This window comes from Variovorax beijingensis (genome assembly GCF_007828835.1).
Lineage (GTDB): Bacteria > Pseudomonadota > Gammaproteobacteria > Burkholderiales > Burkholderiaceae_C > Variovorax > Variovorax beijingensis_A.
In genome coordinates this window covers 80,123-103,861 of the sequence record NZ_VIVL01000014.1, presented here as the reverse complement: position 1 = coordinate 103,861, position 23,739 = coordinate 80,123, and the positions used below count along the sequence as shown (strand labels likewise).

Genomic DNA, 23,739 nt, shown 5'->3' with positions numbered 1-23,739 from the left:
TCAGGAAAGACACCATGTCCAGCACGCAGACCCCCAGCACCTACATCCTCGGCGACCGCACCGTCCATCGGCTCGGCTACGGCGCCATGCAGCTCGCCGGCCCCGGCGTGTTCGGCCCGCCCAGGGACCGCGAGGCGGCCGTGGCCGTGCTGCGCGAAGCGGTCGCGAATGGCGTCGACCACATCGACACCAGCGACTTCTACGGCCCGCACGTCACCAACCAGATCATCCGCGAGGCGCTCGCGCCGTACCCGAAGGACCTTGCCATCGTCACCAAGATCGGCGCGCGCCGCAGCGACACCGGCGGCTGGCTGCCGGCGTTCTCGCCCGAGGAGCTCGCGCAGGCGGTGCACGACAACCTGCGCAACCTCGGCCTGGACGTGCTGGAGCTCGTGAACCTGCGGCTCATGTTCGACGTGCACGGCCCGGCCGAGGGATCGATCGAGGCACCGCTCGCGGCGCTGGCCGATCTGCAGCGCCAGGGGCTCGTGCGCCATGTCGGCCTGAGCAACGCGACGCCCGCGCAGGTGGCCGAAGGCCGCCGCATCTGCCGCATCGCCTGCGTCCAGAACCACTACAACCTCGTGCACCGCAGCGACGACGCGCTGATCGACGAGCTGGCACGCGACGGCATTCCCTACGTTCCGTTCTTCCCGCTCGGCGGCTTCACCCCGTTGCAGTCTTCCGGGCTCTCCGGCGTGGCGCAGCGCCTCGGTGCCACGCCGATGCAGGTGGCGCTCGCCTGGCTGCTGCGCCGTTCGCCCAACATCCTGCTGATTCCCGGCACCTCCTCTGTCGGGCACCTGCGCGAGAACCTGGCCGCGGCGAAGCTGGAGTTGCCGGACGATGCGATGGACGCGCTGGACAGCGTGGCGGCTTCCGCGGCCGAGTGAGGGCACCGGGCGTCAGTCCGACGGCGCCAGGTGCTGCGCATTCCCGTCGGCGCGCCGGTGGATCCGCTCGGTCACTTCCACTCGGGCGCCCAGCGCCTCGAAGCGGTGGACAAGGTCGTCCTTCAGGGCCAGGCTGACGCTGTCGTCGAGCAGCTTCAGCGGCAGCTGATGCTTGAGCTTCAGCAGGCTTGCCCCCGCGAGATGCCTGTAGTGCGGATGCGACTTGAGCGCCGTCAGGACCCGCAAGGGCTCGCTGCCCAGGTCCGTCAGATGCACCGTGCGGAAGACCGTCGGCGAATCGTCGCTCGGCAGCGAAGGCGGCGCATGCACCTCGATGCGCTCCATCAGCATCTGGAGATTCGGGAACAGCGGCTGCGGCGACCAGCGCCCGCTCCCGTGCCAGTCCCACAGCACCGGCACTTCGGGCTGGCTGATGTCGCCGATCAAGGGATCGCCATCCGCGTTCTGCAGGACCACCCAGTGCGCCTGCCACTGGCCCGCATCCACGGCGTCGCTCCACACCAGATGTTCGGGCGTGCTGGCTTTCTGGTTCAGGATGAAACGGTAGCCTTCCATTTCTGCCATGAGGCTGGGCACGTCGACAGCGCCCGAACCGGTGAGCACGCCCTCCGAATCCTCGCGCCAGCCCGGTTGCTTCAGCACGAGAGATTGGGTCCCCATGCGGCGGCACCACGCGAACCAGTCCTGGACCGGCGCGGGCAGGGGTGGCAGCGTGAAGCGGGCTGCCAGCGAGGCCTGGACGGCTGCCCGGTCGGGCCAGTTGTCGCGTGTGAGAGCCACTGGATCTCAGGACGCCTGCGCCGTCGGCACCGGAATGTCGAAATGCAGCACGTCTTCGCGCACGCCGAGCTTCGCGTACAGGGCGACCGCCGGCGCATCGGGTGGATCGGCCTGGACGAAGATCACGCAGGCCCCGCGCTCGGCGCCGATGCGCTGGAGCTCGCGGATCAGCGCGGTCGCCACGCCTGTGCGCCGGTGCTCGGCGGCCACGGCCAGGTCGTAGATGTAGATCTCGCTGCGCTCCTGCTCGAACTTCTTCAGCTCGTAGGCCGCGAGGCCGCCGATGACCTGCGATCCCTCGCGCGCCACCAGCGCAATGAAATAGTCGCTGCCCAGCAACTGCCGGAGGTAGGCGGGGCGAGGGCGGCGGGTGCCGTAGGTATCCGGATCGCCGAAGGCCTCGCCGAAAACGCCGAGAAGCGCATTCATCAGTGCCCCGTCGTCAGCCGAGAGCTGCTGGACTGTGTAGCTGGACATGGCGCAATCCTAGCAATGAAGACGCCCGTTGGCGCGGGCCATCCATCCCTCAGGCGGGACTCATGGACTTTTCGATCCCGCTCCCATGGTGCAGGGGCAGCCAGAGCGTGAAGCGCGTTCCGTCACTGCCGGACTCCCAGCGCACCGTGCCACCGATGGCCAGTGCGCGCCGCTGCTGGTTGCGCAGGCCGCGGCCGCTTTGGCGCAGGGCCTCCTCCACGGCAAAGCCCGCGCCGTTGTCCTCGATCATCACGCAGACGCCCTGGCCCTCGGTCGCGGTGCTGAAGCGGATGATGGTGGCCCGCGTGTGGCGCAGCACATTGGCCACGCACTCCTGCATGATGCGCAGGATGTGCAGCGCGCTGCCCGGGTCCAGCCAGGGCAGCGCGGGCACGGACTGCACGTCCCAGCGCAGCGCGAGGCCGGCGCTCTCGATGCGCGGCGCCAGGCGAAAGCGCAGGGTCGCCAGCAGCAGCAGCAGGTCGGCGTCCACGCTCTCCATGGAATCGATGGCCAGCTTGAGGTCGTCCATGCAGCCCTTGAGCACGCCGGAGATCTCGGTGTCGGTCATGGCGCCTTGCTCCACCGAACGGATCGCACTGATCAGCGACGAACCGAGCCCGTCGTGCATGTCCTGCATCAGGCGCCGGCGCTCGGCACCGAGCATCTGCTCGTTCTCGATCACGCGCAGCCGCTGGTAGCTTTGCTCCAGCTCGGCTTCGCGCGCCCGCAGGCGCTCGGCCAGGCCCTTGTTCAGGCGGGCCACTTCGGCGAACGCGCCGGTGTACCGCTGGAACATGATGTACGAGAAGATGAAGAACAGGCTGATGATGGCGTAGGGCGAGGTGTAGACGCTCTCCGGGCTCACCAGGTTGTTCTGCAGCAGCCCGTCATAGGAGGTGAAGGCCAGCGCCAGCACGGCCCAGCCCGCCACCAGGCGCCCCTCGGGAAATTTGGAGCGCAGCGCCTTGCGCAGGTTCACCGCGAAGATCAGCATCGCAATGGGCAGCACGGCCAGGTTGAGCAGCGGCGTGAACAGGTAGAGACTGGGCACCGCCGCGGACGCATGGGGCAGCGTCGCAATGCTCGACGCCAGTGCCAGGCCCACCGACGAACGGGTCAGCCAGGGCGAGGGCTGCTGATGCAGGCGCTGCAGGAACAGGTGGATGAAGATGATCAGCCAGAGCAGGGAAGCCACGGTGATCCATTCGAACCACTCGTCCGACATCAGCAGGTGGTCGCCGGTCACGAAGTAGTGCAGCGTGCGCAGGAAGGCGGCCGCCGAGATGGCAAAGAACAGCAGGTAGAGCGATTCGCGCCGCTTGACCAGCCACACCGCGAACGCGAAGACGCCCACCGCGAGGAACGCGGCGCTGCCCATGAACGGCAGCAGCACCTGCAGCAATTGGCGGCCCTGGTAGCGCCAGCGCAGCGAATCCTGGTCGCCCACCCACACCGTCGAAAACCCGCTTCCGCTGCTGCGCAGGCGGTCGACGCGGATCAGCACGGTCGAAGGTGAAGGCGTGTGGGCCGCCGCGTTCAGCGGCAGCAGCAGTGGATGGTTGTAGCCGTTGTGGACGGCGCTGCCTTGCGATTGATACAGCAGCACGCCGTCACCGTACACCGCAATGCGGCCCAGGGTCTTCCAGCGCGGAAGGTAGAGAAGGCGCGGCTGCGCCGAGGGCGCCGACCCGGACAGATCGATGCGGTACCAGTCGGTGACCGTGCGCACGCCGCCCGCGGATGTGGGCACCAGTTCCCGTCCGGCCGTACGCGGGAGGCTGACCGCTTGCCACCCGTCGCTTGGCAGCCCGGCATCCTCGCTGCGCCGCGGCGGGGCGGAATAGCCCATGCCTGGAACGGACAGCAGTTCGGCCCGCGTGATGTGGACAGCGCCATGGCTCTGCGGCGCTGCTGCATCCGCTGCCGAGGGCTCGGCGGCGCCCGCCCCAGGCAGGACCGCGAGGGGCAGGGCCAGCCACAGCGTTGCGATCCACCGGCCAAGGGCAACGCGGGATGGTTTCATCAGGACACAATTATGTGCCCGACGAAGCTTTTCCATTAAATGGAAAAGATAGACAAACTTCCCGCGCGCCGCGGGCACATCGGGAGGCAGTGCGCGTCCGCAGACTGGGGCTGCGTAGGGGTTAATACCCAATTGCATTGAAGGCGGTCAGAAAGATAATTTCCATTCATTGGAACTAACTTCAGAACTTTCATGGCCGTGCGTCCTTCTTTGACTGGTGTATTTCCTGTGCTTCCCACCCCCTTCGATGCCCAGGGGCGGCCCGATGCGGCTTCGCTGCGCAGGCTGGTCGACTATCTGATCCGGTGCGGCGTCGATGGCATGACCTACCCGGGTGTCGCAAGCGAAGTGGGTCAGCTCGCGCCCGACGAGCGGCAATCGCTCCTGGACGCCGTGCTGTCCGAGGTGGCGGGCCGTGTGCCGGTGATTGCGGGCGTTTCGAGCAGCGACACCGCGACGACCGTGCGCCTCGCGGCCCAGGCAAGCGCACGCGGCGCGGCGGCGCTGATGGTGGCGGTGCCGCCGGATCGGAAAGGTGCGGCCGAACAGATCGCCTACTTCAGCGAGGTCGCGCAGGCGGCCGAGGGGGTCGCGCTCATGCTGCAGAACGTGCCGCCCCCGGTGGGCGCGGGGCTGGACCCGGAGGTGGTGCTCGAGGTCCTGGCGGCCGTTCCGTCGATCCGCTATGTCAAGGAGGAAACGCTGCCGAGCGGGCAGCGTCTCTCGGTATTGCGCGACAAGGCGCCGCCACATCTGCTGGGTGTCTTCGGTGGCGCCGGCGGGCGCTACATCACGGATGAACTGCGCCGCGGCGCGGCCGGCACCATGCCCGCGATCGAGCTGGCGGAGGTGCACACCGCGCTCTTCAAGGCGCATCGCGAGGGCGACGCCGATCGGGTCCGCACGCTTTTCACGCGCATGCTGCCGGTGCTGAACGTGCAGGCGGTGTTTCGCTGGTCGCTGACGAAATACGTGCTCAAGAAGCGCGGCCTCGTCGCCGACACGCGCCAGCGCATGCCGGGGCCCCTGCTCGACGCGTTCGACATGGCGGATGTCGATGCGTTCCTGGCGGACATCGAGGACCTGCTGCTGCCGCAGGACCAGCTGCCATGACCGGCTTCGCGAAGATCGCGCAGGTCGAGAGCTTCATCATCTCGCTGCCGCGCGACACGCCCTACCTCGGACCTCTGGGGCCCGGCGAGAAGATCAACGCGCGCGGCTACCTCGTGCGCAGCGGCAATCGCGCGATCTATCCGTCGGCCGACATGTCGGTGCTGATCAAGATCACCGCCGACGACGGCACCGTCGGCTGGGGCGAGACCTACGGCATCGTGGCACCCGACGCCGTCACGAACATCATCGACGACGTGATCGGGCCGGTGATCGTGGGTCGTGATCCGCGCGACGCGGTGGTGATCCAGGAAGACCTGTACGACCTGATGCGCGTGCGCGGCTTCTTCGGGGGCTTCTACGTCGACGCCATCGCAGGGGTCGACATCGCGGTGTGGGACCTGTTCGGAAAGCTGCTGGGCCAGCCCGTGGTCAAGCTGCTCGGCGGCCAGCGGCTCGAGACCGTGCCGGCCTACGTGTCCGGCCTTCCGGGGGCGACCCTTGCGGCCCGGCTCGAACTCGCGCGCGGCTTCGTCGCCAAGGGCTTCGATGCCTTCAAGTACCACGCGGCCGTCTCCTTCGACGGCATCGTGGCCGAGATGCGAACGCTGCGCGAGGGCCTGGGCGATGCCGTCCGGCTGATGGTCGACCTGCACTGGAAGTTCAGCGCGCAGGAAGCGGTGCAGCTCATCGACCAGCTCGCGCCCTACAGGCCCTACTTCGTCGAGGCCCCCTGCCAACCCGAGGACATCGAGGGCCAGGCCCATGTGGGCGCGAGCGTGCGCGTGCCGCTCGCGCTGGGGGAGGAATGGCGCACGGTCTTCGAATACCGCCCTCGCCTGGAGCGGCGCGCGATGTCGATCGTGCAGCCCGAGATGGGGCACACCGGCATCAGCCAGTTCATGCAGATCGGCCGCATGGCCAATGCCTTTCACATGAAAGTGATCCCGCACGCCAGCATCGGCCTGGGCATCTACCAGGCCGCCAGCCTGCACGCCACGGCGGCGCTGCCCAATGCGCCGATGCACGAATACCAGCACTCGGTCTTCGACCGCAACCTGAAGTACGTCCAGACCGCGATGCGCTGCGACGCCGGGGCCTTCCATCTGCCCGAAGGCCCGGGCCTGGGCATCGAGCCTGCCCCGGAAGTCTGGCAATTCTTGAGAAAGAAAGGCGCTTCGCAATGAAGGCGTCGTTGATCGCCATCGACTGGGGCACTTCCAACCTGCGCGCGAGCCTGCTCGATGCGCATGGCGGCCTCCTCGAAGCCCGCAGCGCAGCCGGCGGTGTGATGGCCGTGCCCGACCGGCGTTTCGCCGAAGCACTGCTGGCGCTGTGCGGCGACTGGATCGACACGCATGCGGTGCCCCTGATTGCCAGCGGCATGATCGGCAGCCGCCAAGGCTGGCAGGAGGCGCCCTACGTCGCCTGCCCGGCAGGGCTGCCGGCCGCCGCGTCGCAGCTGGTGCAGGTCGAGGTCAGGCCCGGTGCGGTACTGCACATCGTGCCCGGCATCCGTTGCGTCGGCATCGACGGTGTGCACGACGTGATGCGCGGCGAGGAAACCCAGCTCTGGGGCGCCGGCCTTGCGGCCGGCGACTGCTGCGTGCTGCCGGGCACGCACAGCAAATGGGCCTGGCTGGGCGAGCAGGGCAAGGTCGACCGCTTCGAGACCTTCATGACCGGCGAGTTCTACGGCCTGCTGACGAAGCACGGCATCCTCGGCCGGCTCATGGCTTTCGGCACGGCGCGGCCCGAGGCCTTCGACGCCGGCGTCAGGCTGGGCCTGGCGCAACATGGCAACGCGTTGCACGTGGTGTTCGCGGCGCGCACCGCGGGGCTCATGGGCGACATCGAGCCGGAGGGCCTGCCCGACTATCTCTCGGGCATCCTGATCGGCCTGGAGATCGCGGGCGCGACCGCGCGGCACCCGCAGCGCAGCGTCACCTTGCTGGGTGACGACGACCTGTGCAGCCGCTACGAAACCGCGCTCGGCATCGCCGGGGTGGACACGCGCCGCGCGAGCGAGGGGTCGACCACGCGAGGGCAGTGGCGCGTCGCCATCGAGGCCGGGCTTGCCAGGGACATGGCATGAACGGGGTCATTGCCATCTTGCGCGGCATCGCGCCCGGCGAGGTGCGCCAGGTGGGGCATGCGCTGGAAGCATGCGGGGTTCGCTGCATCGAAGTGCCGCTGAATTCGCCGCAGGCGTTCGCCGGCATCGCGTCTCTCGCGCGCGAATTCGGTGATCGCCTGCAGATCGGTGCAGGCACCGTCATGACTGCCGCGCAGGTCGATCGCGCCGTCGACGCCGGCGCGCAGCTGGTGTTGTCGCCCCACTTCGACCCCGAGGTCGTGCGCCGGACCAAGGCGCGCGGGGTGTATTCGATGCCCGGCGTGGCCACCCCCACCGAGGGCTTTGCAGCCCTTCAGGCGGGCGCCGACGCGCTCAAGCTCTTTCCCTCCGAGCTGCTGGGGACTGCGGCACTGAAGGCATGGACCGCGGTGTTCCCTGCGGGGACGCCGATGTTCAGCGTCGGCGGCGTCAACGTCGACAACATCGGGTCCTTCAAGGCGGCCGGTGCATCGGGGGTCGGCATCGGGTCCGGCCTCTACACGCCGGGCATTTCGATCGACGAACTGGCTCGCCGCGCAAGGGCGCTGATCGCGCGCTGGTCGGCGGCCTGAAGGAAATCCAAGGAGACAAAGATCATGTTCCACAAAGACAAGCGAACCGTCCTGCGCCTCGCACTCGCCTGCGCGCTGCTTCCCGCTTTCGGCAGCGCGCAGGCGCAGCCTGCCCCGGCGGCGTATCCGTCCAGGCCGATCAAGTTCATCGTGCCGGTGCCGGCCGGCGGCGCCGCCGACGCCATGGCGCGCATGATCGCCACCCACCTGCAGACCCGATGGGGCCAGCCCGTGGTGGTCGACAACAAGCCCGGCGCCGGTTCGAGCGTGGGAATGGCGGTGGTCGCCAAGGCCGCGCCGGACGGCTACACCATCGGCATGGGCAATGTCGCGGCCAACGCCATCAATCCCGCCGTGCGGCCCGAGGCCTTCCCCTACGATCCGGTGAAGGACTTCGCGGCGGTCACGATGGTGGGCATCACGCCGCTGATCCTGGTGGTGAATCCGCAGAAGGTGCCGGCGCGTACGCTGCCCGAGTTCCTCGCCTACCTCAAGGCGCACCCGGGGCAGCTCAGCTACGGCTCTTCCGGCGCAGGCTCGGCGCTGCACGTGGGCATGGAACTCTTCATGCAGAAAACCGGCACCTCGATGGTCCATGTCGGCTACAAGGGCTCTGCGCCCATGCTGACCGACCTGCTCGGCGGACAGATCGATGCCGCCATGGATGCGGCCGCCACCTCCTGGCCGCAGGTGCAATCGGGCAAGCTGCGTGCGCTTGGCGTCTCGACCGCACAACGGGTGTTCTTCGCGCCCGAGCTGCCGCCCATCGCCGAGTTCGTGAAGGGCTTCGAGATGAATCCCTGGCATGGCGTCATGGCACCGGCCGGCACGCCGCCGGCCATCGTCGACAAGCTCGCGGCCGAGATCCAGGCGTTCCTGCGCCTGCCCGGCACCGAGGCCCAGCTGCGCGAGCGCGGCGTGGTGCGCGTGGGCTCGGGTCCCGCGGAGTTCGCAAAGAGCCTGCGCGATGAAGCCGCCTTCTACAGGAAGCTCGCGGCCGACGCTGGCATCAAGGCCGAATGAGCCGCCGGAACCGGGACCAGGCCATGCGAGCTTCGGCAACTGCTTTTGCGCTTTCGCGCCGAGGCCTGCTCGGCCTGCTGGCCGCATCGGCGGCGCCGTCGCTCTGGCCCGTGCCCGCCCGCGCGCAGGCGCCGTGGCCCACGCGGCCCGTCACCGTGATCGTTCCGTTTGCGCCGGGCGGCGCGGGCAACGGCTCCGTGCGCATCCTGGCCGAGCTGATCGCACCGCGCATCGGCCAGCCGCTGGTGGTCGACAACCGCCCGGGTGCGGGCGGCATCACCGGCACCGCGATGGTGGCCGCGAGCAGCGACGACCACATGCTGCTGATGGGCAGCACCACCATGACCATCCTGCCGGCACTGCGCAGCGACCTGGGCTACGACGTGCAGCGGGACCTGCAGCCGGTGGGCATGATTTCGACGCAGCCGCTGGTGCTGGCCGTGGGCGCCGGCTCGCCCGTGCGCAGCCTCGACGACCTTGTGGCCCGCGGCCGCGCGGGCGAGCTGAGCGCCGGCAACAGCGGCGTCGGCACGCTCTCGCACCTGGCCACCGAGCTGCTCAACCGCAAGCTCGGCACGCGCCTGCTGCCGGTGCCCTACAAGGGCGACAGCGTGCTGATCCCCGATGTCGCGGCGGGCACGGTCTCCTTGGGCGTGATGAATCTGCCGGTCGCGCTGCCGCTGGTCCAGGCCGGCCGCCTGCGCGCGGTGGCCGTCACCTCGGCGCAGCCCCTGCCGAACCTGCCCGGCGTGCCGGTGCTGCGCTCGCTCGGCGAGGAGTTCGTCATCGCCGGCTGGGCCGCACTCTTTGCGGGCCGCAACGTGCCCGCGGCGGGCGTGGAGCGGCTCGAAAAGCTGCTGCGCGAAGCCATGGACACGCCGGCGGTGCGCGAGCGCTTCGCCGGCTTCGGCGTCACGCCGGCAGCGTCGACGCCCGCACAGCTGCGCGCGTATGTGCGCAGCGAAACGGCGCGTTGGGCGGAAGTGGTGCGCAGCCGCGGCATCAGGCTCGAATGAGCCGGGCCGGCGGCTGGCGCGCAGCAGGCCCGAACTAGAATCCGGCGCACGTTCCGCCTCTGGAACCCTTCTCCACGCATTCATGACACGTCGCACCACCGGAGCCGTCTCCCGGCGAGACAGCGCAGCCCACCCTCCGGCAACCGAAACGAAGCACCAGGCCGCCGACGCCGGCAAGCCTTCGGCTTCGGGCCTGGGCGTGCTGGAGAAGGCGATGCATCTGCTGAACATCGTCTCGGCGCGCCGCAGCCCGATGACCTTCACCGACCTGCTGCGCGCCTGCGACCTGCCCAAGGCCACGCTGCACCGCATCCTGGCGACGCTGGTGCGCGAAGGGCTGCTGCGGCACAACGCCTACGACAAGACCTTCCAGCTCGGGCTGCGCCTGCTCGAGCTGGCGCACGACGTATGGAGCGAGTTCGACCTGCGCGTGGCGGCGCAGGACGAGCTCGCGCGGCTGCGCGACGCGCTGGGCGAGACCGTGGAACTCACGGTGCTCGACGGCACCTGCGTGGTCATCCTTGCCAGCGAACCCGGGGCCGAGGCCCCGGGCGGGCGCTCCGCCGTCGGGCAGCGCCTGCCGGTGCATGCGTCGGCGGCGGGCAAGGCGATTGCGGCGAACCTCGATCCCTCGGGCCAGCGGCGGCTGGTCCAGGCGCTCGATCTCGAGCGCTTCACGCCGCGCACGATCGTGGCGCCGGCCGAACTGCATGCCGAATTCGACCTGGTGCGCGCGCGCGGCTATGCCATCGAGCAGGGCGAGCGCGCATCCGATCGCGCGGCGGTGGCCGCGCCGATCTTCGACTACGAAGGCCGCCCGATCGGCGCCGTCGCCATCGCCACCGATGCGAGCCGGCTGGACGCCGCGCGCGCCCATGCCCTGTCGTCCGCGCTGATGGGCGCCTCGCGCAGCATCACCCACAGCGCCGCGGGCAAGGCCGTGTCCCTTGCAACCCAGGCGCCGCCCGAAACCACCTTGCCCGTCGAGGTGCGCTGCGTGAGCGAAGTGCGTTCGCTGCTGGGCGAAGGACCGGTGTGGTCGCCTCGAGACCATGCGCTCTACTGGGTCGACATCCTCACGCCCTCGGTGCACCGCTACGACGCCGCGACGGGCGCGGACACCGAGACGCCGCTCGGAACCATGGCAAGCCTGGTCGTGCCCAAGGCCAGCGGCGGTCTGCTGGTGGCAACGCCAGGAGGGGTCATGGCCCTCGATCTCTCCACACGGCGGCTGACGGCCTTCTGCCACCCTGAGGCGGGCCGGACCAATGTGCGCTACAACGACGGCAAGTGTGATCGGCGCGGCCGCCTGTGGGTCGGCTCGATGGACATGGCCGCGGCGGCCAACCGGGGCCACCTGTTCTGCATCGAGGCGAACGGCAGCTGGAAGCAGGTCGACACCGGTTTCACGGTGCCCAACGGCATTGGCTGGAGCCCCGACAACAAGACCATGTACGTCACCGACACGTACCGCCAGACCATCTACCGCTACGACTTCGACCTCGCTGGCGGTACCGTTGGCAACCGGCGCCCGCTGATCACCATCGCAGCCTCCGACGGCAAGCCCGACGGCCTGACGGTCGACGACCAGGGCTGCCTGTGGGTCGCTCTCTGGGACGCCTGGCAGATCGCGCGCTTCTCGCCGGAAGGCCAGCTCATGCAGCGCCTGCGCGTGCCGGTTCCGCGTCCCACCAGCTGCTGCTTCGGCGGCGACAACCTGGACACGCTGTTTGTCACGAGCGCGTCGCTGCGGCTCAGCGAGGAGCAGCTGGCGACGGCGCCGCTGTCCGGCTCGCTGTTCGCCATTCAGCTGCCGGATGCGCGGGGCTTGCCCGAGGCGGCCTTCGCCGGCTGAGGCGCGCGCCTTGCGCGCCGTGGCGCCGAAGCCATGTAGATCGCCACCGCAATGCCGACCGCACTGACGCACAGCGGGGCGGCGACCGCAAGCCACCCGTTGCGCTGCACCGGCGCCGCGGCTGCTTCCGGTCGGTGCGCGGGCGGATCCGCGCGATCGAATTTCACGGGCAGGACTTCGGCGTCGAACATGTAGCCGCGCCGCGGAGATGTCGCAATCAGTGTCGCGCCGTGATCGCCCAGGCGGCTGCGCAGTTCGCCGATGCAATGCACGAGCGAGTCGTGCGTGACCACCACGTCCGGCCACAGGCTGTCCATCAGCTCCGTCTTGCTGATGAGGCGCTGGGGATGGGCGAGGAAGAAGCGCAGCAGCGCATCGGGCTTGGGGCTGAGCGGTATCAGCGTGCCACCCTGCCGCAGCTGGCCGCGTTCGAAATCGAACTGGAAGTCCGCGAACTGAACGGCTGTCGCGACTCCGGCGCGGCCCCGCGAGCTTGCAGGTGCGGGCAGATCTTGCTCATTGGCTGGTGGTTGCCGCTCGTACATAAACGCATCTCTCGAGATTGCCGGCAGTGGCATTGAACACAGCGAACCGCTCGGAGATTCTGTTCCTGTTTGCTTCGCTCCGGAAGGTCATGAAGACTTTTCTCTTCGCGAAATCATCGCCACATCTTCGCAGTTCGATCATGAAGAATCCGCTGGCTTCGCCTATCGTGGATGGGTGGCATTCGCCACAGGCCAGGGAGTTCGCCGCATGGGTACCTATGCGCTCGATGGAGCGAATCATGCAAGTCCGAATCTTCTGCTCGATGTTCTTCGGCGCGATGGCGCTCTTCCCGCCGATCGCCCACGTGACTGCAGCCGAGGAGCGCGTCTATCTGGGCAAGGCCGAGATCGAGAGCGTGCTCATCGACAAGAGCATCGAGTCGAGGAACCTGTCGACGGGCATGGTGTCGCACTGGATCTTCCGGCCTGACGGCCGTGTCGAGTTCGTCAACAGGAGCGGTCCGGGCAGGGCCTCGGGAACATGGGTGATCCAGTCCGACGGCTTGATGTGCGTCACGATGCTCACTCGAACCGGCTGCCGCTATTGGTTCCGCCAGGGCAGCACGCTCGCCAATGCGCTGGGCAAGGAGCCCGATTCGCCACTTGTTGCAGAGATTGCGTTCGAGTAGCCGAAGGTATCCGGCGCCGCACGCAAAGCCTCCAGGGGCAAGTATTCTTGCGCCGTCGCAGATGCGACGGAGGCAATGAACATGTACATCGAACAAGGCGGCGAGGGCCCGGACCTGCTCCTGATGCTGCACGGCATGGGCGCCACGGGCGCGGTGTGGTCGCCCATGTGCGCCGAGGCCGGTGCCCGCTGGCGCGGCCGCTGGCTCGTGCTCGACCTGCCTGGCCACGGCCGGTCCGACCGGCAGGACGCCTATGCCATGGGCCAGTACGCCGCCGGCGTGGCGCGCGCCGCGTTGCCGCACCTCCATCCCGAGGGCCGTCTCGTGGTGCTCGGGCATTCACTCGGCGGGGTGATTGCGCTCGCTCTGGCCACGGGCTGGTTCGGCGTCGCGCCGCACCGGGTGTTCGCAGCCGGCATCAAGCTCGCGTGGAGCGACGAAGAGCTGCGCCGCATGGAGGCGCTGGCGTCGCAGCCGGCCAGGAAATTCGCCACGGAAGAAGAAGCGTGGGACAGGTACCTCAAGGTCTGCGGCCTTGCCGGAATCGCGGATGCGGCGGCAGCCGTCGCTGCGCGGGGCATCGCGCGGGACGACGACGGCTGGCGTCTTGCGATGGATCCCCGGGCCCATGCCGTGGGCAAGCCGCCGGTGCCCGAACTGGCGGCGCTCGCGCGCTGCCCTGTCCATCTCGCCCGAGGGCAGCACGACGCGTTGGTCACGATGGCGCAGACCCGCGAGATCGACCCCGATGCGCGCGAGCTCGGGCCGCTCGGCCACAACGTGATGGTCGAAGCGCCCGCTCAGGTCTGGGATTGGGTGGCCTCGCTCAGCTGAGCGAACCGAATCGGCACCACCCTTGCCTCGGCTGCGCGCGCCCGCAGCTGGCCGCACCCGCCGTCGACATCCTGGCCGGCCGAATGGCGCAGCTTCGTCAGGACGCCGCGCTGGTGCAGCGTGCGCGCGATCTGCTCGCAGCGCTCCAGCGAGGGGCGGCTGAAGGCCACGCCTTCCACGGCGTTGAAGGGAATCATGTTCAGCACGCCGAACTTGCCGCAGAGCAGCCTCACGATGCCCTCGATTTCCTCCGGCCCGTCGTTGACGCCTTCCAGCAGCGTCCACTGGTACTGGATCGGGTAGCCGCTGGCCCGGGCGTAGCGCTCGCCCGCGCCGACCAGTTCCTCGGGCGTCATGTTCGGCGCGCGCGGAAGGAGCTTCTTGCGCAGGTCGGCCCTGGTGGTGTGCAAGGAGAGCGCCAGCGCAGGCCTGACGCGCGCCTGCTGCAGCCGCTCGAACGCGCGCGGGTCGCCCACCGTGGAGAACACGAGGTTCTTGTGGCCGATGTTGCCCACCGTGCCGAGCAGCTCGATCGCCTCCATCACGTTGTCCAGGTTGTGGGCCGGCTCGCCCATGCCCATGAACACCACCTTGCGCACCGGCCGGCGCTTGCGCGCGAGGGCGACCTGGGCAATGATCTCGGCGCTGCCCACCTGGCGCAGCAACCCTTCGCGTCCCGTCATGCAGAACCGGCATCCGACCGCGCAGCCCACCTGCGACGAGACGCACAGCCCGTCGCGCGGCAGCAGCACGCTCTCCACCGTCTGGCCGTCGGCCAGCGCGACGAGCAGCCGCTCGGACCCATCGGCGCCGGGATGCACCGCGTGGATGCGCGCCAGCCCCGCAAGCTCCGCTTCGATCGATGGCAGGGCCGCCAGCAGCGACGAAGGAAAGAAGCTCGCCGGCAGGCGCCTGCCGCTGTTGCGCGGCAGCGCATGGGACCACAGCCGCAGGATGCGCTGCTCGTGGCTGGGGCCCGCGCCGGCTTCCCGCAGCCGTTGTTTCAGTTCGTGGATTCGCATGCGCTGGTCGCCTTGGTGCCCGTGAAGGAATTGAAGCAACCTGCGATTTTGCCAAGCCGGTTCGCTGACCCCACCCGCCGTGGGGCCACAAGGCTTGAGAATGGCCGGCAAGCTGAGGGTGCTTGCCAGACCGCGGCTTTCTTTCGCTGCTACTCCTGCGGCTCCAGTGCCATGGGCGGCGCAACGGCGACCTTCTTTCGGGCCTGCAGCACGAACGAAACCACCTGCCACACGACGAAGACGCCGATCAGGCTCAGCAAGGTGCCGCTGATGGGACGCGACACGAAGGTGCCGAAGCTTCCGCGGCTCAGCAGCATCGCGCGGCGGAAGTTCTCCTCGAGCATCGGCCCGAGGATGAAGCCGAGCATCAGCGGCGCGGCGTCGAGCTCGAGCCGCATGAACATGTAGCCCATGAAGCCGAACGCGGCGGTGATGAACACGTCGTCCAGGTTGTTGTTGACGCTGTAGGTGCCGATGCAGCAGAAGAACAGGATCGACGGGAACAGCACGCTGTATGGAATCTTGAACACCGACAGCCAGTAGCGCACCAGCGGCACGTTCAGCACCAGCAGGAACACGTTGCCGATCCACATGCTGGCCACCAGGCCCCAGAACAGCTCCGGATGGCTCGCGATCATGTTCGGCCCGGGCTGGATGCCCTTGATGATGAAGGCCGCCAGCATCAGCGCCATCACGGCGTTCTCGGGAATGCCGATGCTCATCAGCGGGATGAAGCTCGTGCGCGCCGCCGCTTCGTCGGCTGCGGCCTGGCCGGCCACGCCCTCGATGCAGCCGGTGCCGATCTCGTGCTTGTACTTGCTGACCTTCTTGTCCAGCGCGTAGGCCGCGAACTGCGCGATGGTGGGGCCGCCGCCGGGCAGGATGCCCAGGAACGAGCCGACCACGCTGCCGCGCAGCGCGCTGGGGATGATCCGCTTGAACTCGGCCCAGGTCGGAATGAGGTTGATCTTGCCGTTGAAGGGCGAGCGTTCCTCGCGGGAGTCGAGGTTCTTGGTGATCTCGGCAATGCCGAAGCAGCCGAGCGCGATGCTCACGATGCCCACGCCGTCGGTCAGGAAGGGCATGTCCATGGTGAAGCGCGCCATGCCGCTGTTCACGTCGGTGCCGATGGTGCCGAGCAGCACGCCGATCATGCACATCGCCAGGCCGTTCAGCAGGCTGCCGGTGGTGACGAAGCTCACGCACACGAAGCCCACCAGCATCATCGCGACGTAGTCCGCCGGGCCGAACAGGAAGGCGACCTCGCCCAGCACGGGCGCAAGGAACGACAGCACCAGGATCGAGACCGTGCCGCCGATGAAGCTGGAGAAGCCGGCCGTGAACAGCGCCAGGCCGGTCTTGCCCTTGAGCGTCATCGCGTAGCCGTCGATGCAGGCCACGATGCTGCTCGCATGCGGGATCTTCATCGTGATCGCGCTCACGCTGTCGCCGTACTGCGCACCGTAGTAGATGCCCGCCAGCATGATCAGCGCACCGGTGGTGGGAATGGAATAGGTCAGCGGCAGCAGCAGGCTGATGGTGGCCAGCGGCCCCAGGCCGGGCAGCAGGCCGACCAGTGTTCCCACCGTGCAGCCGATGGCGCAGTACATCAGGTTGTGCCAGGTCAGGGCGTGCGAAAAGCCGAACGCCAGGTTGTTCAGGACTTCCATCGTCGTCTCCTCAGAACAGCGGCAGGTTGAGGCCGAGGAGCTTCTGAAGCGCCAGCGCCATGGCGATCAGTCCGGCCGAGATCTTGAGGTTGCGCACCCAGGAGTTCGAGCTGCCGGCAAAGGCCGAGCAGAACACCATGAAGACGATGCCCGCGATCATGTTCAGGTACATCGAGATCAGCGCGAAGCCGCACAGGCTCGTGAGGATGAGCGCGATGTTCTTGAAGTGCAGGTCCAGCTTCACCGGCTCCACGAAGAACGAGCGCACGACGGTCGACACGCCGATCAGCAGCAGCAGGCCGCTCACCATGGCGGGGAAAAGACCCGCGCCGGCGCGGCTCAGGTCTCCGATGGGGTAGCGAAGCGCCGTGAGGCCGAAGGCCAGCGCGATTGCCATGAGGAAGAGTCCCCTGACAAGATTTCTGTTTCTCATACGTTCCCGATGTATTGAGGGTTGTCGAACGCAACCGGCGCAGGTGGACTCCGCCCGGGCTTGTCTCCATCCGGATGGAACGCCGGACGGTCACATGGTCTTGCGCCGAGCTGATCGCAATCTGACGAGAAGCTGAGGGGAACTACGTACCGCGATGGGGTCTCTGCTAGCATGGCCTTGCCGGGAAAACAGCCTCCCGGCCTGCACAACCAGACGGTGTCCCGTCCAAGCGCTGGCAACCCGTGATGGAGCCATCCGTGGACACCGCCCTGCCTGATTCACCCCCCGCACACGCCGTGGAGCCCCGCCCATGAGCGCGGCACCATCGCCTTCGCCGCGCACCGGACTTGCGCGCCTGCTGCCCGCAGGCGTCAGCGCCGATGCACTGCCCCTGCTCGCCGCGCGGGGGCTGCGCGCCTTCGGCGACGGCTACATGGCGGTGCTGCTGCCGGCCTACCTGCTGTCGATCGGCCTGGGCACGCTGGAAGTCGGCATCGTCAGCACGGCGACCATGCTGGGCTCGGCCCTTGCCACGCTCGCGGTGGGCGCCTGGGGCTACCGCTTCGCGGGCGGGCGGCTGCTGCGCGGCGCCGCCTTGCTGATGGCCGCCACCGGGCTGGGCTTTGCGGGCCTGTCCTCGTTCTGGCCGCTGCTGGTGGTCGCGCTGGTCGGCACGCTCAATCCGAGTTCCGGCGACGTCAGCGTGTTCCTTCCGCTCGAGCACGCGCGCCTTGCGGCGGCGGCGCAAGGCCATGCCCGCACCGCGCTGTTCGCGCGCTACAGCCTGCTGGGTGCCTTGTGCGCGGCCATGGGTGCGCTCGCGGCCGCCGTGCCGGACTGGCTGGTTCGGCACAGCCACTTCGCGCGGCCCGACGCGCTGCGCGGCATGTTCGCGGTCTACGCCGCGATCGGGCTCGCCGTCTTCTGGCTCTACCGCAAGCTGCCCGACCACGCCGGCGTCCACGAGGCGGGCAGCGCACCCGTGGCACCGGCACCCCTCGGGCCGTCGCGCCGCGTGGTGGTGCGGCTGGCGGCGCTCTTCAGCGTCGATGCCTTTGCCGGCGGACTGATGGTCAATGCGCTGATGTCGCTGTGGCTGCTGGAGCGCTTCGGCTTCTCGCTGACCCAGGCCGGCGTGTTCTTCTTCTGGACCGGCCTGCTCGGCGCGGCGTCGCAGCTTGCCGCCCCCGTGGTGGCCCGGCGCATCGGCCTGCTCAACACCATGGTCTTCACGCACCTGCCCGCCAATGTCTGCCTGGTGCTGGCCGCGCTGGCGCCGAGCCTGCCGATCGCGCTCGGCCTGCTGATGGTGCGCAGTGCGCTGTCGTCGATGGACGTGCCCACGCGCACCGCCTACGTGATGGCGGTCGTGACGCCGCCCGAACGCAGCGCCGCGGCGAGCTTCACCGCGGTGCCGCGCAGCCTGGCCGCGGCCATCAGCCCGACGCTCAGCGGCGCGCTGTTCGCGGCCGGATGGATCTCGCTGCCGCTCGTCGCCTGCGGGCTGCTCAAGATCTGCTACGACCTCGCGCTCTGGCGCGCCATGCGGCGGGACCGGCTCGACGCGGAGTGAAAACCGGCATCGCCGGCGCCGCGCCCTAGTCGCGCCGGCGCTCGGCCCCGCTGTCGCGGTAGTGGCGCGCCTTTTCCTCGTACATCGCGCGGTCCGCGCGCTGCAGCGCCGCATCGAGCAGGTCGCCGGCCTCGCAGGTCGCCACGCCGACCGCGAGGCTCAGCAAGCGGCCGCTCTGGCCCGCATAGAACTGGTTGTTCAGGTCGAGCATGGAGGCAATGCGGTCGCGGATGGCCTCCGCCCCGCGCTCGTCCGTCTTCGGCAGCACGACCGCGAATTCGTCGCCGCCGATGCGCGCGGGCCAGCCGGGCTCGTCGACCGCCTTGCTCAGCACCTCGCCCACGCGCCGCAGCAGCGCGTCGCCGGCGGCGTGTCCTTCCTCGTCGTTGACGGGCTTCAGGCCGTTCAAGTCGATCACCAGCACCGACACCGGCCACGGCCCCTTGCGCGACAGCCGGTTCAGCTCTTCCGAGAAGAAGGCGCGGTTGCGCAGCTGCGTCAGCACGTCGTGCTTGCCCAGGTACTCGAGGTAGGCCTCGGCCTTCTTCCTGGCCGTGATGTCGATCAGCGACACCAGCACGAGGTCCCAGGTGGCGAGCCGGTCCTCGAGCACGGCGAACTGCATGTGGATGTTGAGCAGGTCGCCCGTCAGCGCGTAGTTGATGACCTCCCGCTGCTGCAGCATCTTGCCGTTCCAGAGGTCCTGCAGCTGCTCGGCGAAGGAGTCGTGCATCTCGTCGCGGAAGATGTCCGAGATGTTCTCCAGCAGCTCGTCCTTGTCGGCCGCGCCGAACATGCGCAGGGTCTCCCGGTTGACGTCGATCACGCGGATCTCGCGCATGCAGCGCGTGATGAACTCCGGGTGCACCTTGATGAAGGTCGTGAAGTCGCTGATGCCGCGCTTGCGCACGTCATCGAGCAGGATCTTGACCGCGCTGAAGTCCTCCACCCACAACGACACCGGCGAACGTTCGAACAGCTCGCGCGCATAGCGCTCGCTCTCCAGGCGCAGCCGCTCGGCCTGCACGCGCTCGGTGATGTCGTCCAGCGACACCAGCACGCGATCCCACGTCGCCTCGTGTCCGGGCAGCACCTGCACGCGCACATGCACGTCGAGCCGGCGGCCGTCCAGCGCATAGTTGACCGTCTGGTTGCCGAAGCCGAGATTGCCGCGCCAGAGCTGGTCCAGCTCGTGGATCACGGGAGCGGTCATGTCGTCACGGAAGATGCTGTCGAGCCGGGACAGCAGCTCGGCCTGGCTCTGGGCACCGAAGAGGGTGAGCGTGCTCTGGTTGACGCTCAGCACCTTCAGCTGCGCCATGCAATCGCGCACGCGCTGCGGTTCGGCATTCAGGTGGTCCACCAGATCCACCACGCCGGCGCTGCGCCAGGCGTCGAACAGCCGGCGCAGCCCGCTGTAGTCCTCGAGCCAGAGCGACATCGGCGCAAACTCGAACAGCGATTCGTAGTCGGTGGAGGAGGGCATGGGTTTTCCTTCGTGCGCGGGATTGTGCCCGCAATGATGCACTCCCCGGCCGGCTGAAGCCTCAGCCGCATTCCTGGAAGCGCTTGCATTCGGCGGTGATGCGGATGGACGTCAACGTGTTCTCGCCGTCGATGTGCTTCGCGGTGAACCTCACCCATGAACCCTCCGCAATGCCAGCCAGCAGCGTCCGGTCCCTCACCCTGAATCTCTGGACCGTGAAAGGAAGCTTGGCCCTTGGTAGCAGCTTCAGCCGGACATACAGCTTGCCGTCGGCCTCCTCGCTGGCGGAGACGAAGCGCGCATACGTGGTCACCGGCGCTGCTTCTGCAGCGGCTTCGGCCGGCCGCGGCTCCGCCGATTGAGCGGCCGCTCCATCCACGGTGGCGAGGCCCAACGCAGTCATGAGGACGAAGCGCAGCATGTTCGTGGAGGAAGTGAAGTTGCCGGGATTCTGCCAAACCCGTCCCGCTGCCGGGCGAAAATCGCCTGTGCCCCAGTCCGTCCTCCCGCCTTGCCCGAACCTTCAAGCTCTCTCGTTACATCCACCGAACTGCGGGGTTTCGTCCTCACGCGCCACTGGCGTGACGCGCCCGCCGGCACGGAGATCGCGTACTGGCTGGCCACCGATGCGGGACCGAGGAAAGTGGTCCTGACCTCACGGCGCAGCGTTGCGTTCGTCGCCACCCGGCACAGGGCGGCGGTCCAGGCCCACCTCGCGGCCATGCCGGGCGTGCAGCTGCGCGAGCTCGCGCTCAAGACCTTCCAGCAGGAAGCGGTGCTCGGTGTCTATGCGACGCACTTCCGCCAGCTCGGCCGGTTGGCACGCACCCTCCTGGCCCAGGGCATTCCCCTGCTCGAAGCCGACGTGCGCCCGCACGACCGCTACCTGATGGAACGCTTCATCACCGCCGGCGTGCGGGTGGAAGGAGGGCGGGCAGCGCACGCCACCATCGTCGACTGCAAGCTCAGGCCCGCGCCCGAATACCGCCCCGTGCTGAAGGTCGTGTCGCTGGACATCGAGACGAGCCAGCACGAAGCGCTCTATTCCATTGCACTGGACGGCACGCCGGAGCGTGTCGTCTTCATGCTGGGCGAACCGCCGCCGGAGCCGGGCGGGCCCATGGATTTTTCGCTCGTCTACTGCCCGTCCCGCAAAGCCATGCTCGATCAGCTCAACGATTGGTTCGAGCGCAACGACCCCGACGTCATCATCGGCTGGAACGTCATCCAGTTCGACCTGCGGGTGCTGCAGAAGACCGCCGACGACTGCGGCGTGCAGCTCCTGCTCGGGCGGGAGCGTCGCCCCATCGAGTGGCGCACCCATCCGGGCAAGCAGGGCTACCTGTTCGCGCCGACGCCGGGCCGGGTCGTCATCGACGGCATCGACGCACTCAAGGCCGCGGTGTGGAGCTTCCCGTCCTTCAGCCTCGAGACCGTCTCGCAGGCGCTGCTCGGTGAAGGCAAATCCATCGGCGACGCGTACGACAAGATGGCCGAGATCGAGCGGCGGTACCAGGAAGACAAGCCCGCGCTCGCGCGCTACAACATCCGCGACTGCGAGCTGGTCCTGCGCATCTTCGACAAGGCGAAGCTGCTGCAGTTCATGATGGAGCGCGCCCAGACCACCGGCCTGCAGGCCGACCACTTCGGTGGCTCCATTGCCGCGTTCAGCCACCACTACCTGCCGCGGATGCATCGGCTGGGCTACGTGGCGCCGAACGTGGGCGAGATTGCGAGCAAGGCCTATCCCGGCGGCTACGTGATGGACTCGAAGCCGGGGTTCTACGACTCCGTCGTGGTGCTGGACTACAAGAGCCTCTACCCTTCGATCATCCGGACCTTCCTGGTCGATCCGGTGGGCCTCGTCGAGGGCTCGAACGCCGGCGAGCCGGCCGGGCTCGTCAAGGGCCCGCAGGGCACCGTCTTCTCGCGCGACAGGCACTGCCTGCCCGCGATCGTGACCACCCTCTGGCGCGCCCGGGACGAGGCCAAGCGGGCGAAGAACGAGCCGCTGTCGCAGGCGCTGAAGCTGCTCATGAACTCGTTCGCCGGCGTGCTGGGTGCGTCCGAGTGCCGGTTCTTCAACCCCAAGCTGGTGTCCGCCGTCACACTTCGCGGGCACGAGATGATGAAGCTCACGCGCGAATTCGTGGAGCAGCGGGGCTACGAAGCCATCTATGGCGACACCGACTCCATCTTCGTCTGGCTCAGGCGCGCCCACACCAACGAGGAGGCGCACGCCGTCGCGGCAAGCCTGGCGGCCGACATCAACGACTGGTGGACGCGCACGCTGCGCGAGGAACAGGGCCTGGAGAGCTTTCTCGAAATCGAGGTCGACACCCACTACAAGAAGTTCTTCATGCCCACCATCCGCGGCTCGGAGGTCGGCAGCAAGAAGCGCTACGCAGGCCTCAGCGTGGATGCCGCGGGCCAGGAGGAGATGGTGTACCGCGGCCTCGAGATGGCGCGCAGCGACTGGACCCCGCTGGCGCGGCAGTTCCAGCAGGGCCTGCTGTCACGCATCTTCCAGGGCGAGCCCTACAAGGCGTTCGTCACCGACTATGCGCGGTCGACGCTGGCCGGCGCCAAGGACGACCTGCTCATCTACCGCAAGCGCCTGCGCCATCGGCTCGACGCCTACCTGGTCAACGTGCCGCCGCAGGTCCGGGCCGCGCGCATCGCGGACGAACACAATGCCCGGATCGGCCGGCCCATGCAGTACCAGACGGGCGGCTGGATCGAATACGTCATGACCCGAAACGGGCCGGAGCCGCTGGAAACCCGCCACTCGCGCATCGACTACGAACACTACCTCACGCGGCAGCTCCAGCCGATTGCCGACGCCATTCTTCAGCCCATGGGAGAAAGCTTCATGACCTTGACGACTTCGCAACGCGGGCTCTTCTAGACCGCCATGGCCGACGATATTCATCCCGATAATGCGATCCTTTGTCCGGATCCAGAAAAAGATGAGTGCCGCCGATTTCCTTTTCTCCCCCGAGGTGCAGAAGCTCCTGAAGGTCGTCTACGCGGCGCCCGACCAACCGCTTGCGCCGGACGAGCTCGCCCGGCGTTCGAAGCTCGATCCCGCCGATGCGGCGCGCATCCTGGAGCACCTCGTCGGCAGCGGCATCCTGAAGAGGCAGAAGCCGAAGGCGGACGGGTCCGACACCCTCACGCTCGACCGCTCGTTCGTCTTCCACGATGAACTGCGCAGCATCGCGCTGAAGTCGTTCGCCGCCGCCGAACCGCTGCGCTCGATGCTGCGCAGCAAGTTCAAGGATTCGGTCCTGCGTGCCTTCCTGCTGGGAGAGGACAAGGACGGCACCGTGGAGCTCCTGGTCGTGCACGGCCAGTCGATACCCGATGAAGCCGCCATGGCAGCCGCCTGCCAGAAGCTGTCGAAGACCATCCACCGTCACCTGAAGGTGCACGTCATATCGAACCACAGGTTCAACAGCCTGGCGGTGCGCGACCCGCTCGCGTCCAAGCTGGCAGCGGCTGGCGCGCTCGAGATCATCGCGTTCGGAGACACCAAGGCCCAACCGCCCGTCGAGCGGGTCGGCCTCCTGCAAAGCGCGAAGAAGAAGCTGGCAACGCTGTCCCGCCCGTCCTCCTGAGCCGGGATCGATGAAGGCATGGACGCCGGCGTTCGACG

General features: G+C 68.3%; 23 protein-coding genes. 13 read left to right on the top strand and 10 right to left on the bottom strand.

Translation table 11 applies throughout. The features are described from left to right. The first annotated feature begins 14 nt into the window (after positions 1-14). Positions 15-893 carry an aldo/keto reductase family oxidoreductase gene (locus FB547_RS29035; protein WP_145747085.1) on the top strand — a complete coding sequence of 293 codons (879 nt, stop codon included), beginning with the start codon at positions 15-17 and terminating at the stop codon, positions 891-893. 12 nt (positions 894-905) lie between these two features. Here the strand turns inward: FB547_RS29035 and FB547_RS29030 are convergent, their stop codons facing one another. The 3 genes from FB547_RS29030 to FB547_RS29020 are packed head-to-tail and all read right to left on the bottom strand — an operon-like array spanning position 906 to position 4,197. Then, positions 906-1,694 carry a hypothetical protein gene (locus FB547_RS29030; protein WP_145747084.1) on the bottom strand — a complete coding sequence of 263 codons (789 nt, stop codon included), beginning with the start codon at positions 1,692-1,694 and terminating at the stop codon, positions 906-908. A gap of 6 nt (positions 1,695-1,700) precedes the next feature. Then, positions 1,701-2,171 (bottom strand): AAC(3)-I family aminoglycoside N-acetyltransferase, encoded by a 471-nt coding sequence (locus tag FB547_RS29025; RefSeq protein WP_145747083.1) that lies wholly within the window; start codon positions 2,169-2,171, stop codon positions 1,701-1,703. Positions 2,172-2,220: 49 nt separating this feature from the next. Then, positions 2,221-4,197, bottom strand: a complete 1,977-nt coding sequence (locus tag FB547_RS29020) for a sensor histidine kinase (protein ID WP_145747082.1) — start codon at positions 4,195-4,197, stop codon at positions 2,221-2,223. A gap of 192 nt (positions 4,198-4,389) precedes the next feature. On the opposite strand from FB547_RS29020, the gene FB547_RS29015 reads away from it, so the two are divergent. The 7 genes from FB547_RS29015 (at position 4,390) to FB547_RS28985 (ending at position 11,889) form a co-directional block, all read left to right on the top strand. Continuing rightward, positions 4,390-5,310: a dihydrodipicolinate synthase family protein gene (locus FB547_RS29015; RefSeq protein ID WP_145747081.1), complete on the top strand. Its 921-nt coding sequence runs from the start codon at positions 4,390-4,392 to the stop codon at positions 5,308-5,310. Beyond that, positions 5,307-6,494: a mandelate racemase/muconate lactonizing enzyme family protein gene (locus FB547_RS29010; protein WP_145747080.1), complete on the top strand. Its 1,188-nt coding sequence runs from the start codon at positions 5,307-5,309 to the stop codon at positions 6,492-6,494. The genes FB547_RS29015 and FB547_RS29010 overlap by 4 nt, the downstream gene beginning before the upstream one ends. After that, positions 6,491-7,402, top strand: coding sequence for a 2-dehydro-3-deoxygalactonokinase (locus tag FB547_RS29005; RefSeq protein WP_145747079.1), 912 nt, complete (start codon positions 6,491-6,493; stop codon positions 7,400-7,402). Before FB547_RS29010 ends, FB547_RS29005 begins: the two co-directional genes overlap by 4 nt. Continuing rightward, positions 7,399-7,995: a 2-dehydro-3-deoxy-6-phosphogalactonate aldolase gene (locus FB547_RS29000; protein ID WP_145747078.1), complete on the top strand. Its 597-nt coding sequence runs from the start codon at positions 7,399-7,401 to the stop codon at positions 7,993-7,995. Before FB547_RS29005 ends, FB547_RS29000 begins: the two co-directional genes overlap by 4 nt. A 24-nt stretch (positions 7,996-8,019) precedes the next feature. Then, a complete protein-coding gene (locus tag FB547_RS28995) occupies positions 8,020-9,018 on the top strand; it encodes a Bug family tripartite tricarboxylate transporter substrate binding protein (protein WP_209536827.1) in 999 nt (332 codons plus the stop codon). Positions 9,019-9,041: 23 nt separating this feature from the next. Beyond that, positions 9,042-10,034 (top strand): Bug family tripartite tricarboxylate transporter substrate binding protein, encoded by a 993-nt coding sequence (locus FB547_RS28990; protein WP_145747076.1) that lies wholly within the window; start codon positions 9,042-9,044, stop codon positions 10,032-10,034. A gap of 82 nt (positions 10,035-10,116) precedes the next feature. Then, positions 10,117-11,889: an SMP-30/gluconolactonase/LRE family protein gene (locus FB547_RS28985; protein WP_261380446.1), complete on the top strand. Its 1,773-nt coding sequence runs from the start codon at positions 10,117-10,119 to the stop codon at positions 11,887-11,889. Here the strand turns inward: FB547_RS28985 and FB547_RS28980 are convergent. Next, entirely contained in the window at positions 11,841-12,434 is a 594-nt protein-coding gene (locus tag FB547_RS28980) for a transcriptional regulator (RefSeq protein WP_145747075.1), read from the bottom strand. The genes FB547_RS28985 and FB547_RS28980 overlap by 49 nt on opposite strands. Further along, positions 12,406-12,675 (bottom strand): hypothetical protein, encoded by a 270-nt coding sequence (locus tag FB547_RS28975; protein ID WP_145747074.1) that lies wholly within the window; start codon positions 12,673-12,675, stop codon positions 12,406-12,408. The genes FB547_RS28980 and FB547_RS28975 overlap by 29 nt, the downstream gene beginning before the upstream one ends. Between FB547_RS28975 and FB547_RS28970 the strand changes: the two genes are divergently transcribed. Together FB547_RS28970 and FB547_RS28965 are read left to right on the top strand one after the other, a co-directional pair. Further along, complete coding sequence (locus FB547_RS28970; protein WP_145747073.1) at positions 12,674-13,063, top strand: hypothetical protein; 390 nt, start codon at positions 12,674-12,676, stop codon at positions 13,061-13,063. The two genes, FB547_RS28975 and FB547_RS28970, sit on opposite strands and share 2 nt — an antisense overlap. A gap of 81 nt (positions 13,064-13,144) precedes the next feature. Continuing rightward, a complete protein-coding gene (locus tag FB547_RS28965) occupies positions 13,145-13,897 on the top strand; it encodes an alpha/beta fold hydrolase (RefSeq protein WP_145747072.1) in 753 nt (250 codons plus the stop codon). Here FB547_RS28965 and FB547_RS28960 read toward each other — a convergent pair. From FB547_RS28960 to FB547_RS28950, 3 genes are all read right to left on the bottom strand, one after another. Further along, on the bottom strand, positions 13,864-14,919 hold the full coding sequence (locus FB547_RS28960) for an RNA methyltransferase (protein WP_145747071.1): 1,056 nt from the start codon (positions 14,917-14,919) through the stop codon (positions 13,864-13,866). The genes FB547_RS28965 and FB547_RS28960 overlap by 34 nt on opposite strands. A gap of 149 nt (positions 14,920-15,068) precedes the next feature. Next, the gene (locus FB547_RS28955) at positions 15,069-16,589 is read right to left on the bottom strand and encodes a tripartite tricarboxylate transporter permease (protein WP_145747070.1); all 1,521 of its coding nucleotides are present in this window, start codon (positions 16,587-16,589) and stop codon (positions 15,069-15,071) included. Between the two features lie 10 nt (positions 16,590-16,599). Beyond that, positions 16,600-17,022: a tripartite tricarboxylate transporter TctB family protein gene (locus FB547_RS28950; protein ID WP_410000821.1), complete on the bottom strand. Its 423-nt coding sequence runs from the start codon at positions 17,020-17,022 to the stop codon at positions 16,600-16,602. Between the two features lie 310 nt (positions 17,023-17,332). On the opposite strand from FB547_RS28950, the gene FB547_RS28945 reads away from it, so the two are divergent. After that, positions 17,333-18,595, top strand: coding sequence for an MFS transporter (locus FB547_RS28945; RefSeq protein ID WP_145747068.1), 1,263 nt, complete (start codon positions 17,333-17,335; stop codon positions 18,593-18,595). 25 nt (positions 18,596-18,620) lie between these two features. Here FB547_RS28945 and FB547_RS28940 read toward each other — a convergent pair whose 3' ends face one another. Beyond that, the gene (locus tag FB547_RS28940) at positions 18,621-20,081 is read right to left on the bottom strand and encodes a GGDEF domain-containing protein (RefSeq protein WP_145747067.1); all 1,461 of its coding nucleotides are present in this window, start codon (positions 20,079-20,081) and stop codon (positions 18,621-18,623) included. Between the two features lie 61 nt (positions 20,082-20,142). Next, the gene (locus tag FB547_RS28935) at positions 20,143-20,502 is read right to left on the bottom strand and encodes a copper-binding protein (RefSeq protein ID WP_145747066.1); all 360 of its coding nucleotides are present in this window, start codon (positions 20,500-20,502) and stop codon (positions 20,143-20,145) included. 90 nt (positions 20,503-20,592) lie between these two features. Here FB547_RS28935 and FB547_RS28930 point away from each other — a divergent pair, with 90 nt between their 5' ends. After that, positions 20,593-22,989, top strand: coding sequence for a DNA polymerase II (locus tag FB547_RS28930; protein WP_145747065.1), 2,397 nt, complete (start codon positions 20,593-20,595; stop codon positions 22,987-22,989). A 61-nt stretch (positions 22,990-23,050) separates the two neighbouring features. After that, complete coding sequence (locus FB547_RS28925; RefSeq protein WP_145747064.1) at positions 23,051-23,701, top strand: hypothetical protein; 651 nt, start codon at positions 23,051-23,053, stop codon at positions 23,699-23,701. Positions 23,702-23,739 lie beyond the last annotated feature (38 nt).